At 71.7% G+C, this 13,129-nt stretch carries 13 protein-coding genes; 4 read left to right on the forward strand and 9 right to left on the reverse strand.

The window, feature by feature from the left end; genetic code table 11:
- The 4 genes from HNQ07_RS09015 to HNQ07_RS09030 form a co-directional block, all read right to left on the reverse strand.
- Positions 1–447: a DUF488 domain-containing protein gene (locus HNQ07_RS09015; RefSeq protein WP_184110851.1), complete on the reverse strand. Its 447-nt coding sequence runs from the start codon at positions 445–447 to the stop codon at positions 1–3.
- A gap of 31 nt (positions 448–478) precedes the next feature.
- Positions 479–3,082, reverse strand: coding sequence for an HD domain-containing phosphohydrolase (locus HNQ07_RS09020; protein WP_184110853.1), 2,604 nt, complete (start codon positions 3,080–3,082; stop codon positions 479–481).
- A 3-nt stretch (positions 3,083–3,085) separates the two neighbouring features.
- The gene (locus HNQ07_RS09025; RefSeq protein ID WP_184110855.1) at positions 3,086–4,459 is read right to left on the reverse strand and encodes a S8 family serine peptidase; all 1,374 of its coding nucleotides are present in this window, start codon (positions 4,457–4,459) and stop codon (positions 3,086–3,088) included.
- 207 nt (positions 4,460–4,666) lie between these two features.
- Positions 4,667–5,173: a GNAT family N-acetyltransferase gene (locus tag HNQ07_RS09030; RefSeq protein ID WP_184110857.1), complete on the reverse strand. Its 507-nt coding sequence runs from the start codon at positions 5,171–5,173 to the stop codon at positions 4,667–4,669.
- 160 nt (positions 5,174–5,333) lie between these two features.
- Between HNQ07_RS09030 and HNQ07_RS09035 the strand changes: the two genes are divergently transcribed.
- Positions 5,334–6,356, forward strand: a complete 1,023-nt coding sequence (locus HNQ07_RS09035) for a tRNA dihydrouridine synthase (protein WP_229831873.1) — start codon at positions 5,334–5,336, stop codon at positions 6,354–6,356.
- Positions 6,353–6,928: a DinB family protein gene (locus HNQ07_RS09040; protein WP_184110859.1), complete on the forward strand. Its 576-nt coding sequence runs from the start codon at positions 6,353–6,355 to the stop codon at positions 6,926–6,928. Before HNQ07_RS09035 ends, HNQ07_RS09040 begins: the two co-directional genes overlap by 4 nt.
- A gap of 72 nt (positions 6,929–7,000) precedes the next feature.
- Here HNQ07_RS09040 and rocF read toward each other — a convergent pair whose 3' ends face one another.
- Positions 7,001–7,900, reverse strand: coding sequence for an arginase (gene rocF / locus HNQ07_RS09045; protein ID WP_184110861.1), 900 nt, complete (start codon positions 7,898–7,900; stop codon positions 7,001–7,003).
- Positions 7,901–8,013: 113 nt separating this feature from the next.
- Positions 8,014–8,553: a GNAT family N-acetyltransferase gene (locus HNQ07_RS09050; RefSeq protein ID WP_184110863.1), complete on the reverse strand. Its 540-nt coding sequence runs from the start codon at positions 8,551–8,553 to the stop codon at positions 8,014–8,016.
- A 127-nt stretch (positions 8,554–8,680) separates the two neighbouring features.
- Here HNQ07_RS09050 and HNQ07_RS09055 point away from each other — a divergent pair, with 127 nt between their 5' ends.
- Both HNQ07_RS09055 and HNQ07_RS09060 read left to right on the forward strand, forming a co-directional pair.
- On the forward strand, positions 8,681–9,352 hold the full coding sequence (locus HNQ07_RS09055) for a metallophosphoesterase (RefSeq protein ID WP_184110865.1): 672 nt from the start codon (positions 8,681–8,683) through the stop codon (positions 9,350–9,352).
- Between the two features lie 327 nt (positions 9,353–9,679).
- Complete coding sequence (locus HNQ07_RS09060) at positions 9,680–10,099, forward strand: pyrophosphohydrolase domain-containing protein (protein ID WP_184110867.1); 420 nt, start codon at positions 9,680–9,682, stop codon at positions 10,097–10,099.
- Between the two features lie 63 nt (positions 10,100–10,162).
- Here the strand turns inward: HNQ07_RS09060 and HNQ07_RS09065 are convergent, their stop codons facing one another.
- The 3 genes from HNQ07_RS09065 to menC are packed head-to-tail and all read right to left on the reverse strand — an operon-like array spanning position 10,163 to position 12,672.
- The gene (locus tag HNQ07_RS09065) at positions 10,163–10,717 is read right to left on the reverse strand and encodes a single-stranded DNA-binding protein (protein ID WP_184110869.1); all 555 of its coding nucleotides are present in this window, start codon (positions 10,715–10,717) and stop codon (positions 10,163–10,165) included.
- A 45-nt stretch (positions 10,718–10,762) separates the two neighbouring features.
- A complete protein-coding gene (locus HNQ07_RS09070) occupies positions 10,763–11,566 on the reverse strand; it encodes an acyl-CoA acyltransferase (RefSeq protein ID WP_184110871.1) in 804 nt (267 codons plus the stop codon).
- Positions 11,563–12,672, reverse strand: coding sequence for an o-succinylbenzoate synthase (gene menC / locus HNQ07_RS09075; RefSeq protein WP_184110873.1), 1,110 nt, complete (start codon positions 12,670–12,672; stop codon positions 11,563–11,565). Before menC ends, HNQ07_RS09070 begins: the two co-directional genes overlap by 4 nt.
- Between the last annotated feature and the right edge of the window lie 457 nt (positions 12,673–13,129).

Below are 13,129 nucleotides of genomic sequence, written 5' to 3' on the forward strand. Positions count from 1 at the left end.
CTACACCATCAGATCTTCAACTCCGCCCACCAGACCCATGTCCTGCAATCTCCGGGCGATCAGAGAGCGGTGGCATTCGCCGGGGTTTCTCTCGTAGCACAGCAGGGCCACGTGTTCCTGCGCGGCCAAGTGGCCCAGTTCCTCCAGCGCGCTTTGCTGCGTGGCAAGGTGCAGGGTGTACCCGGCTGTAAGGGCGGCGAAGTCCCTGTCCAGCTTGTACGCCTTGCGGATCGCGGGCGGGGTGCCCAGGGCGCGCAGATGCCGATAGCCGATGCCCTGTTCCTGGAGAGCCTCGCTCAGGGCCGTCTTGCTGTAGCCCCGGCGGCGGCTCTGGGCGCGTTCGCGGGTGTCCACCAGTAGGGTCACGCCGGCGCCCTTCAGCGTGTCCAGAAAGGCGTCCAGCGGGGCGTCCTCGTAGCCGATGGTGTGCAGGGTGGGCCGCGACATGGCCCGAGGGTAGTCCGCTCCGGGTGCCGTGTCAGTGACGCTGGTGCCGGCGGGAGAGTTTGTCGTGGTACATGCGCTGGTCGCTCAGGCGCAGCAGGTCGCCGGCGCTGGTGGCGTCGTCCGGGTAGTGGGCGCCGCCCACGCTAATGCTGCCGTGCGTGAAGCCTTGGGCGTGCACCCGCCGAACGGCGTCGTCGTGGGCGCGGGTCAGATCCACGTCGGTGCAGCTGCCGTCGCAGATGATGGCGAACTCGTCCCCGCCGATGCGGTATACGGCGCCGTGATCGGCGTACGCGTCCCGGAGAGCGGTCGCGAAGCAGGCCAGGAAGGCGTCGCCCTGTGCGTGGCCCTGCGTGTCGTTGATGGTCTTCAGGCCGTCGACGTCCAGGGACAGCACCGTGAAGGTTCGGGCGGGGCCGTCGGTGGGCGGGGCGCTGCCCAGGCGCTCTTCCAGGGCCTGCTCGAACGCGCGGCGGTTGTGCAGGCCGGTCAGCGGGTCCGTGTGGGCCATGTGTTCCATGTGCGCGGCGGTCTGCTCGGCGTCGTGTCGGGCGAGTTCCAGTTCCCGGGTGCGTTCGGTCAGCAGCTGTTCGAAGACCGCCAGCATGTGTGAGGCGTCTTCCTGGTCGAAGGGCAGTGGATCGTCCGGAGTCGGGGGAGCCGGAATCACGTCCGGTTCGTCCGCCTGGCCGAGCACCTGGGCGGCCAGGGCCACGATGTCCGGATCGAACTGCGTGCCGGCGCCCTCGGCAATGGCGTGCATGGCCTCGGACGCGGTCCACGCGGTCTTGTACGGGCGCGACTGGGTCAGCGCGTCGAACACGTCCGCGACGGCCACGATCCGCCCGGCCAGCGGAATGGCTGTGCCGCGCAGGCCGTGTGGATACCCGCCGCCGTCCCAGCGTTCGTGGTGCGTCCGCGCGATCTCCTCGGCGAGTTGCAGCAGCGCGGAGCGCCCTCCGGACAGGATACGGGCCCCGATCTCGGTGTGCGTCTGCATCTGCTCGAACTCGTCCGGTGTCAGGCGGCCGCGTTTGAGCAGGATCGCGTCGGGAATGCCGATCTTGCCCACGTCGTGCAGCCGCGCGGCGACGCCCAGCACGCTGGCCTCGGCGGGCGACCAGCCCAGCGCGCGGGCAATCTGGGCGGCGGCGCGGCCCACGCGGCGGGTGTGCTCGCCGGTCGTGTCGTCGCGGTACTCGGCGGCCATCGCCAGCCGCGTGACCACCTCATGCTGCGCGCGGGCGAGTTCGGCGGTGCGCTCCCGCACCAGCCGCTCGGCCTGCTCGCGCCCCTGGTATTCGAGTTCGGTGCGGACCTGGTACATGCGGGCGTCCTGCCGGGCGCGTTCCACCTCGAACTGAAGACTCAGGTTGCGGGTCTGGCGGTCGCGGTCAGCATTGAACAGCTCGCGCTCGATGGCGCGCAGGGCGCGGCTGTGGTCCAGCGCGCCGCGCAGGTCGCCCGCGTGCTCGCACACGTCCGCGAGACCCTGGTGCGCCTGGGCGCGTTCCTTGGGCAACTGGGCGTCCTGTGCCTGCGTGAGCGCCACGCTGAAATGCTCCCGCGCGGCGTCCAGCTGGCCGGCGCGCAGCAGCAGACTGCCCAGGTTCAGGCGCGCGCCGGTCTCGCCGTGCACCGAGCCGCTGCTCAGGGCCAGCGTCAGCGCGCGTTCGTAGGCCTCCTGCGCGGCGCCGGGATCGCCGGTCTGGTCCGCGAGTTGTCCCAGCGAGTCGAGGGCGCCGAGTTCGCCGGGCGTGTACGCGGCCGCGCGGCTGAGGTGGAGCGCGCGTTGGAGGGCCGCCTGCGCCTCGGCGTGCCGGCCCGCCCCGAGCAGGTACACCCCCAGGTTCAGGCTGGTCGCGGCCTGAAGTCGCGGGTCACCGCTGCGGTCGGCGCTGCGGTGGGCAGCTTCCATGACCTCCAGCGCCAGGGCGTCGTCGCCGCTCATGTGGTGCACGTGCGCCAAGCTGTGCAGGATGGGGGTCTCGGTCGCCGGGTGCTGCGGCAGCGTCTGGTACAGCGCGTACGCGCGGCTCAGGCTGGCCACCGCCTCGCGGTACTGCCCCATCCACGTCTGGATGGTGGCGATGTTCGTCAGGCAGTTCAGCTCGCCCTTGACGTCCCCGACCTGCTGGCGCAGATCGAGGGCGCGGTGCAGGTGGTGCAGCGCCTCCGCGACCTGGCCCTGGTGGTGGTGCGCGGCGGCGAGGCGGTTCAGGGCGTCGGCGGCGACCGACGATGCCCCGTGCGCGAGAGCGAATTGCGCGGCATCGTCCAGCACCTCGGCCGCTGCCGCGTTCTGGCCCAGCTCCAGCAGAGCCCGGCCGCGCCAGGAGCGTGCCTCGGCTTCACGCGCCGGGTAGCTGGCGCGGGCGAGCTGCGCGGCGGCGCGTTCCAGTGGCTCGAGGGCCTGTGCGGGCGCGTGGCTGATTACGTGCGCGTGGCCCAGCAGCAGCTGCGCGAGGCCGTAGGCCAGCGCTCCCTGTCCGTCTACGCTCTGCCCGAACGCCAGCGCGCGGCCCACGGCCGTGTCCGGAGCGTCGCCCAGCGTCGCGGCGAGTCGCTCATAAACGGTCTCGACCGCTTCGGGGGGACGCGGCGCGGGCAGGGCAGAGCGGACAGTGGCAGTCACGGCTTAGTCCGCGTCCTCAACTCCGGCCGTCATCAGGAACGCCGGCAGGTTCAGGCGCCCCCGGGGGCCCAGCTTGCCCACGTACGCGCTGTTCGCGCTGTTGGCGTACACGTAGGCGGCCGTGGTCGCCATCAGGTCTGGCAGGGTGGCGGTCTTGTCGGACAACCGCTCGCCCAGCGCCAGCGCCAGGCCGCCGCTGGCCATCGGGGCGGCCATGGACGTTCCGCTCCACCCGGCCATGCGGCCGTCCGGGGCCGGGGCGTACACGGCTTCGCCCGGAGCGACGAGTTCCAGGGCGTCGCCGTAGTTCGAGAACGAGGACTTCACGTCGCTGCCATTCACGCTGCCCACGCTCAGGATCGCCCTGCTGAGGCCGCTGTCGCCGCGGGCCAGCGCGGCCGGGTACGTGATGCGGTTCTCGTTGGCGTTGCCGGCCGACGCGACCACCAGCACGCCCTTCGCGGTGGCCTTCTTCAGGGCCTTCTCGATGATGGACGAGGCTTCGGTGCTGCCCAGCGACAGGTTGATGACCTGCGCGCCGTGTGCCACCGCCCAGTCGATGGCCTGCGCGACCATCGCCACGTCGCCCGAACCGTCCGGGCCGAGCACGCGCAGCGGCATGATGCGCGCGCCCGGCGCGATCTGTAGCACGATGCCCGCCACGTTCGTGCCGTGGCCGTACGCGCCGGTGCCGAGTGTGCCCTCCTCCTGCGGCACGGTGTCGCCCGCGTAGAAGTCCTGCCACGTCGCCGGGTCGCTCAGCGCGTCGCGCAGCGCAGGGTGGAGCAGGTCGATGCCCGAGTCGATGACGGCCACCGTCACGCCGCGCCCCAGGTGGGGGGCCAGTTTCTGCGCCCACGGCAGACCGATCTGTTTCCACAGGGCGGTGTTCTGCGGAATGGGCTGGTACTGCCCGCCCGCCCAGATGGAGATGGCCCCCCCGGCCCAGATCGAGATGGCGCCGCCCGCCCAGATGGATATGGCGCCGCCCATCATGGCGGTCAGGGCGCCGCCCCCGCTCAGCGCGTCGCGGTTGGACTCGACCTGCTCCAGTCGTGGGCTGCTGCTGGGCTGGGTCAGGCCGACCAGGGCCGCGCAGGTGTCCGCGTCACCGGCCGCGCAGCCGCTGGTGTCCCAGGTCAGGATCTGCCCGCCGGTCTCCTGGGCCACGCCGCTGGCGGTGTCACCGTCGCGGAGGCGCACGTTGCCCACGCTGCCGAAGCGCGCGGCCGCAGCGGCGAGCGGCACGTCGGCGGTGGGGGCCGCCTGGATCGGCGCGGCCGGCGCAGGCATAGACGTGCTGTGCGAGCAGGCGGTCAGCAGGGCAGCGCTCAGCAGGGCAGTGCTCAGGAGAGACTGGGGCGGCGTTCGTAGCATTGGGAAGCTCCTTGACCCGCGGCGCGGTGGCCCGGCACAGGGTGGAATGCCGTTCAGTGTCGGGAACGCGCCCTGACAGCGTTCTGACGGCCCTCTACAGCCGCACATGAAGATGCCAGGTCAGCCGACGGCACAGAGGAGCGCCGGGTGGCTGGAACTCCAGCCACCCGGCGCTTTTCCGTATTCAATCTTGACGAGAATCGGCGTTCAGTCGCTGGCGACACCCAGGTGTGGGCCGCCCTGGTGGTGCGGGTGGGTGTTGACGGGCTTGGCGTACCACGTCATGGCGGGCCGGGCGTCGAGCGTGAAGGTGTAGCCCAGGCGCTCCCAGAAGCGCGCGCCGCGGGGATTGTCGCCCAGCACGCTGGCGAGGATGCGGACGGTGCCTTCGGGCACGTGCCGTTCTAGGTAGCGGACGGCCTGTTCGCCCAGCCGCTGGGACTGCCGGTCCTCACGGATCAGCAGGAGGTTGATGGTCACGTCGCCCGGCTGCGGGTAGGCGTTCTTGCAGTCCAGGCAGCCGACCAGTTCGCCGTGGTCGTCGTGTAACAGGCGCAGGGCGCGCCTGGGGTCCAGCAGCGCGATCTCGATCTCGCGTTCCACATCACCCAGGGTGGGCACGCGGCTGCCCAGCAGGGCAAAGTAACCGGGGGTGGCGGTGTAGAGCGTATGCAGCATCGGCGCGTGGTGCAGCGCCAGCGGGGTGGCGATCAAGAAGGAGCCTCCCGTCCAGCACAGATGGGAAGTCGGTTGGACCAGGCTGGACGTCTTCAACAATACCCCCCGGCTTGTCACAGATCTGTGAATCGGCGTGGTGGGAGGGCTTGAGGCCGGTTTCACCCGCCCGTGGGGGGCGCTGCGCTACCCTCCCAGAATGACCGGCGGGTTCTACTCCACCTCCCTGTCCCGTCCCGGCGCCGTGCTCGCGCCGATGGCGGGCTACACCGACGCGCCCATGCGGCAACTGGCCGCTGAGCACGGCGCGCTGTGGACGGTGTCCGAGATGATCAGCGCGCGCGGTCTGGTGTCGGGCGGCGACACCGAGAAACTGAACCTGGGCCGGCCGTACGCGGGCGAGCGTGGCCGCGTGGTGCAGCTCTTCGGCGCCGACCCGGATGTGCTCGCGGCGGCCACCTCGCGCGCGGAGGCGTGGTTCGCCCCGGCTGCCATCGACCTGAACATGGGCTGCCCCGTACCGAAGATCCGCGGCAAGGGCGGAGCGTGTCTGCTCCAGACGCCGGACGTGGCGTACACGCTGGTCCGCGCCATGCGGCAGGCCACCGGGCTGGACGTGAGCGCGAAGATCCGCCTGGGCTGGGACCACGACCGCAGCGTGGAGGTCGCGCAGGGCCTCGCGGCGGCGGGCGCGGCGCTGATCACGGTGCACGGCCGCACCAGCGCCCAGCGCTACACCGGCCACGCCGACTGGGACGCCATCGCGCGCGTCGCGGCGGCGGTGGACGTACCGGTGGTGGGCAGTGGGGACATCACCAGCGCGGACCTCGCGCGGGAGCGCCAGCGCTGCGGCGTGGCGGCCGTGATGATCGGCCGCGGCGCGGTGGGCAACCCGTGGATCTTCACGGCCCTGCGGGACGGCACGGAGGCGTGGCCGGACGTGGGCACCCGCGCCCGCACGGCCCTGCGCCATGCCGAGCTGCAGGCCGCCTTCTACGACGACGACTCGGGCCGCCTGACGCTGCGGCCACTGCGCAAGGTGCTGCCCGCGTACCTGCCGGACGTGCCGGCCGTGCGTGACGCCCTGGTGCAGGTCGTGACGGTGGACGACGTGCGCCGCGCGCTGGCGCCCCTGCTGGATACCCCCGACACCCCGGCGTGGCCGGAATCATCTGAGGGCATCGGCCGGCCCGTGGCAGGGTATGCTGTGCTCCAGCGATGAACGTCAGCGAGTACTACGCCTATCTATCCGCCGCACGGGAGCAGCTGTGGAACTTCCTGCGCGCCCTGCCGCAGGCGGACCTCGACCGTGACCTGATCGAGCCCGGCGACCGGTTCCACTCCATCAAGGACCTGGTGCTGCACGTCACGGACGTCGAGGACCACTGGGTGCACTCCGTGGCGCGCGGCGACGGCGTCAACCGCGAGGGCCGCTACGCGCACGACTGGGTCAAGCCCGACGCGGCGCAGTACGACCTGGGATGGATCATCGAGTACGGCCGCGAGGTGAACGAGCGTACCCGCGCGTTCCTGGACTCCGGCCCGGACATGAACCGCAGCGTGAAACTCGTGCAGGACGACCCGGCGAGCGACACGGTCACGCTGGACCAGCTGATGTGGCACGTCATGACCCATGAGGTCCGCCACACCGCGCAGATCACGCTGATGATCCGGCAGCTGGGCCACACGCCCCCGTGGCTGGACTACATGCGCTTCGCGCGCCCGCAGGTCACGCCCGCGCAGAGCGGCGGCGTGGACGGCCTGGGCCTGGACGACGGCGAAGACGAGTTGTAAGCGGGCAGTTGTAAGCAGGCAGGGAGGAGCCGCCCAGCCAGCGGGAATGCGGCTGGGCGGCCAGCCATTGTGCTACAGGATGCGCTGGCCGAGCAGGCTGGCGGCCATGCCGACCATCACCTCCGCCGTCTGGTTGCGCAGGTCCAGCGTGGGGTTGACCTCCACGATGTCCATGGACGTCACGCGGCCCGACTCGCTCAGCAGTTCCATCAGCAGGTGGCCCTCGCGGTAGGTCAGGCCGCCGGGCACCGGGGTGCCCACGCCGGGGCACACGCCGGGGTCCAGGGCGTCCGCGTCGAAGGACACGTGGATCCCGTCCACGTCTGCAAGCTGCTCCAGCGTCTGCGCCACGATCCGCGTGATGCCCAGCTGGTCCACGTCCTTCATGGTGTACGCGCGGATGCCGGCCTCGCGCATGGCGGCGCGCTCGCGCAGGTCCACCGAGCGGATGCCGATCATGGTGATGTCCTCGGGGCGCAGCGTCCAGCCGTCGCCCAGCTGGGCCAGGCGCGGGTCGCCCAGGCCCGTCAGGTGAGCGACGGGCATGCCGTGGATGTTGCCGCTGGGGCTGCTGTCCGGCGTGTTGTAGTCGGTGTGGGCGTCGACCCAGATCACGCCCAGGCGGGCGCCCTGGCCGTCCAGGCGCCGGGCGTTGCCGACCACCGTGCCCATGCTGACCGAGTGGTCGCCGCCCAGCGTGAGCGGAAAGGCGTTCCGGGGCAGCGCCGCCACGCGCTGCGCGGTCGCGCGGCACGTGCCCAGGATGGGCTCGAGAAACACCAGGCCGCCGCTGGCGTGCTTGTCCAGCGTCTCGGGCAGCGGCACCACCACGTCGCCCAGGTCGTTCACGTGGTGCCCCAGCTCGCGCAGCGTGCGGGCGAGCTGTGCGTTGCGCAGGGCGGAGGCGCCCATGTCCACGCCGCGCCGGCCGGCGCCCAGATCCATCGGTATGCCCAGTACGGAAACGTCCATCCCTCCAGCGTAGCGGCCAGGGGTGAGTATGCCTCGCGGCTGCAACATTATCGCCGCCCGTGGCCGGCCGCGCGGCGTTCAGCCCCCGGCCCGTGCATAGTCATGCCCCGCTGTCAGGGTTGCCCGTGCGCCCAGGTGGTCAGGTCGCCGTCCTCGGCGGTCCAGCCGACGCCGGTGCGCGTGAAGCCGAGTTTCTCCAGCACGCGCTCGCTGGCCCGGTTGCTCAGGGCGGTGTCGGCCGTCACGCGGCGCACGCCGGGCAGGGTGTGCAGGTGGGCGACCAGGGCGCCCACCGCCTCGGTCGCGTAGCCCTGGCCCCACACGGCCGGGTTCATGCCGTACCCGATCTCCACGTCGCCGTCCGCGGTCACGTGGGTGGTGGTGCCCAGCTGCCCGATCGCTTCCGGGTGCTGGCGCGTCACGACGGTGAAGGACGTGTCCGGCGCCACGTCCTCCTGCCCGGCCGGCACCCGCGCCAGCAGCGTGGGGAAGAAGTGCAGCGGGTCGCCCGGCCACTCGGGCGGGAAGTGCACGCGCAGCGGGCCGTCCGGGCCGGCGCAGTCGAGATCGAAGGAGGCCGTGTCCAGCCGCCGCCGGATCATGCTGCGGGTCAGCGGCAGCAGCCACGTGCGGGGAGTGCTCAGGATCGTCATGGGCGCAGCGTACGCGCGGGCCGGCGGTGGGAGCGCTAGATGACATCCGCGCGGGGACCCGCGCCGGGCTACACTCGGCAGACCTCCGTTCGTTCCGCGCTGGCCCCGTGCCGCGTCCCCGCTCCACATGACCGAGTCCTCCACCCCGCTCCCCGATCCGTCCACCGCTCCGGTGCTCCGCCCGGCCCTGGGCAAGCGCGCGCTGCTGCTCGCGGACATGGTGCATCCCTTCGTGTACCGCGAGTCCTTTCCGCAGGGCGTGCCGGACGTGGACGTGGTGCTGGCGGCCGGGGACCTGCCCGGCACATACCTGGAGTTCGTGGCCAGCAAGCTGACCGTGCCGGTCGTGTACGTGCACGGCAACCACGCCAACGAGACGGTCGTGAACGAGGACGACCGCCGCGTGCCGCCGCGGGGCGTGATCGCCGCCCACCGGCGCGTGGTCGAGGAAGCGGGCCTGCGCATCGCGGGCTGGGGGGGCGCGCCCCGCTACCGGCACGGCGGACACGGCCAGTACACGGCCACCGAGGCGAAATGGGGCCTGGGCCTGCTGGCGCTGCGGGCGCGCCGCGGCGTGGACGTGCTGCTCACGCACGCGCCGCCGCTGGGGCCGCACGCCGGGCCGGACTTCGCGCACCGGGGCGACCCGGAGATCACGCGTTTCCTCGAGCGGCGCACGCCCAACGTACTGGTGCACGGGCACATCCACGAGTACGACGGCAAGAAGCTGGAGTACGTCGACGAGCACCTCGGCACCCGCGTGCTGAACGCCTACGGCTACCGCGTCGTGGACCTGTGACGGGCCGCTGCAAGCAGGTGGGCGCGGCGCCCTCCCACATGGCTTAAAGCTTGATGGACACGGCGCACATGGGCCGCGGCCGGCGCGGTGCCACACTGACGCCGTGGCAGCACCAGCCTCCGTTCACTGGCCCTCCGGTCCGGTGAGTGCGCGGCAGCTGTCGGAGGGGGAGACGCCCACCTCTTCACCAACGGGCGTGCGAGCGGGCTGACGTCGGCCTCAGGGGGGTTCAAGTCCTCCCGCCCGCCGGAACACGATATACACAGCGGCCAGTCCACCCGGACTGGCCGCTGCTTCATGGGCCGCGCACGCCGCTACCATCGGCACATGACCTCGAACGCGCGGCGCCTGCGGGACTTCCACCATGCCATCGGGCTGCGGCCGCCGGACGCGCCGACCGTGCCCGCGCCCGCGCTGCTGGCCCTGCGCCGCACCCTGATCGACGAGGAAGTCGCGGAGGTTCGGGCCGAATTCACGGCGCTCTCGGCCCGGCTGGACGCCGGCGACGCGCCGGAGCCGGACGCCCTGGTGGCCCTCGCGCACGAACTTGCGGACCTGCTGTATGTCACGTACGGCGCACTCGACACCCTGGGCATCGACGCGGACGCCGTGTTCGCGGAGGTGCACCGCGCGAACCTGAGCAAGGCGAGCGGGCCACGCCGCGCCGACGGCAAGCAGCTCAAGCCCGAGGGCTGGCAGCCGGCGGACGTGGCCGGCGTGCTGGCCCGCCAGGAACGCGTGGGCTGACCCCGACCGGAACGGAGCCGGGGGAAGCGGTCACCCGGCTTCCCCCGTTCCCGTCTGGTCACGTCAGAACGGCGTGTCCTGCTCGGCGGCGGGCGGGGCCGGACGCGTGGCGGTGGCCGCCGCGGCGGGCCGGGTGGGGGCCGGGCGGGCGGCCTGCGGCGTGGCCGGGGCCTGGGCCGGGCGCCCGCCGGGAATGGCGTAGCGCTCCTGGCGTTTGCCGCCGCGGAAGATCGCCAGCGTGACGTACTCGAACTCCCCGTCGGACTTCTCGCGCAGGTGCTCGGGATCGGTGCTCTTGGCGCCGCGCGAGTACTTCACGGCGGCGGGGAGCTTCATCTTGCGGCTGTCCACGGCCTCGAGTTCGCGGCGGCGGTAGGCGTGCCCCTTGTGGATCACGAGGTCCTCACCGTCGGGGCTCGTCCACTTGCGGGCGCCGATCAGCGTCCAGTCGAAGTCGGCCTCGTTGTCGAGCGGGAACTGGTAGCCGCCGGTGGGGACCTCGCCGCTGGTCCACCCCAGGCGGCCGTACTGGCGCTGAACGTCGAGCAGTTTGTCAGCGCTGTCCACGTCGACCGTGACTCGCGCCCCCAGGTCCGTCAGAAATTCAATGTGTAGCATCGTCCCTCCTTACGTAAATAACATAACACATTCAACCGAGTTGTGTCAGCCCACGCGGGTGAGGACGTAGTACGCCCGCTCGCCCTCACGCGCCAGCCCACTCACCTCGTAGCCGCCCGCCAGATAGCCCGACAGCGCGTCCCGCAGCGCCAGCCGCCACGCCCGGCGCAGCGCCACCGTCAGCGTCTCCGGGCGGGTCGGGACCTCCACCAGCACGCGCTCCGCGTCCAGTCCCCCGGCCACCGGCCCCGGCCCGGTCTCTCCGGCGGCCAGCGCCACCGCACCCTCGGCACGCTCGGGCGGGCGTTCTACCGACGGCCGGGTCAGGTCCCACTCGATCATCAGGCGGTCGGCCGGTTCCGCCGCGGCCCGGTCGTCCGAGAGCGCGTACCAGTCCGGGTGGTACGCGCGCGCCACCGCGCCCAGCTTGCCCAGGTTCAGGCGGGCGTTGCGCGCCACCAGCGGGTCGAAGGTCCACGTCATGTGCGTGTAGCCCTGCGCCAGCGCCCGCTCCCGCTGCGCGAGCTTCAGCGCCACGGCCATGCCGCTGCTGCGCCAAGTCGGCCGCACCGCCAGCAGGTGCGAGTGGTGCCACTCCCGCCCGGCCACGCGCGCCGGGAAGCCGTACGCGAGCCCCACCGGCACGTCCTGCGCGTCGCCCGCCGCCGGGTACGCCGCAAGCACGACGCCGCCCGTCGCGGCGCTGATCCGGAACATGGTGCCGGGCAGCACCTCGCGGTCGGGGTACCCCCACGCGTCCACCTGCACATCCTCCAGCGCCCGCAGGTCCCACGGGTCCGTCACGTCCCGGATCACGAACGCCCGCGCGGCATCGGCGGCGCCGCTCAAGGGTGGAATTCCTCCTGCAGTTCGGCCACGCGCTCCACGAACTCGCGGTTGAGCGTCACGCCGATCCCCGCACCGGCCGGCACCGGCATCACGCCGCCCTGCGCCTCCAGCGGCTCGTTCACCACGTCCGTCTCCCAGTAGCGGCTCGCGCTGCTCGTGTCGCCCGGCAGCGTGAAGTTCGGCAGGGTCGACAGGTGGATGTTGTGCGCCCGGCCCACACCGCTCTCGAGCATGCCGCCGCACCACACCGGCGCCCCGAAGGCCTGCGCGATGTCGTGCACGCGCCGCGCCTCCGCGTGCCCGCCCACCCGCGCGACCTTGATGTTGATCACGCGGCCCGCGTCCAGCGCCAGGCCCTTGCGGGCGTCCGCGGCGCTCGCCACGCTCTCGTCCAGACACAGTGGTGTCTGGATGCGGCCCTGCAGGGTCGCGTGATCCACCAGGTCGTCCCACGCGAGCGGCTGCTCGATGTATGTCAGGGCGTAGTCGTCCAGCGCCCGCAGGCGCCCCGTGTCGGCCAACGTGTACGCCGAGTTCGCGTCCACCGTCAGACGGATGTCCGGGAAGGCCTCGCGCACCGCGCGCACCGGCTGCACGTCCCACCCGGGCTTGATCTTCAGCTTGATACGCCGGTAGCCCTGCTCCACGTGACGGCGCACCACGTCCACCGTCGCGGCCTCGTCGGCCTGGATGCCCAGGCTCACGCCGACCTCCACGCTGTCCTTGCGGCCGCCCAGCAGGGTGCCCAACGGCACGTTCAGCATCCGCGCCCACAGGTCCCACGCGGCCATCTCGACCATGGCGCGCGCCATGCGGTTGCCCCGGAAGCTGCCCAGCGCTGCCTCCAGCGCCTCCGGGTTGGCGAAGGTCTGGCCCAGGATGCGCGGCAGGAAGACCTCGCGCAGCAGGTGCAGGGCGCCGGCGATGGTTTCCTCTCGGTACATGGGCGCGAACTCCATGGTGCCCTCGGACAGGCCCTGTATGCCGTCTCCGTGCAGGACCAGCAGGGGCACGACCTTCTCGGTCTGGACGCCGAAGCTCGTCTCGAACCGGAATTTCAGCGGCAGGCGCACGACCATCAGTTCAGCAGCGTGGATGCGGAGCATGCGCCCAGTATGGAGTGCCGGCCAGGCGGCGAGTCGATCCCCGGCACCGGACCGGGAACGGGCTGCCCACCCCGGCACCGCACACCCTGGCGGACGTGAGACGTGGATTGATTTTCGCTGTACTGGACGCCCGTTCTGCGGCCGGTGCGCGCGACCCACAATGTCTTGGCTAAGTGTGGCCGGGGGGGAGTTGACAGATTGAGGCGTGGCCTGTATTGTTTCTGAGCCTCCACGGAGGCGGGATGCATGACAGGTGAAGCAGTGCGAGAGCAGGATCGTCCGACAGGACGAGCCGGACGGCCGATCTCCCCCCGAGGGCGGCTCCAGATCCGGAGAAGGAACCCCGCAGGGGTTCCACCAATGAGTGACCCTTTGGGGTCACAGCCAAGCGCAAGCTTGGATCGAACTGTACTTAAAGGCCATCTGGCCTTGGGTAACCATTTTATGGAGAGTTTGA

The organism is Deinococcus metalli (assembly GCF_014201805.1).
Classification (GTDB): domain Bacteria; phylum Deinococcota; class Deinococci; order Deinococcales; family Deinococcaceae; genus Deinococcus; species Deinococcus metalli.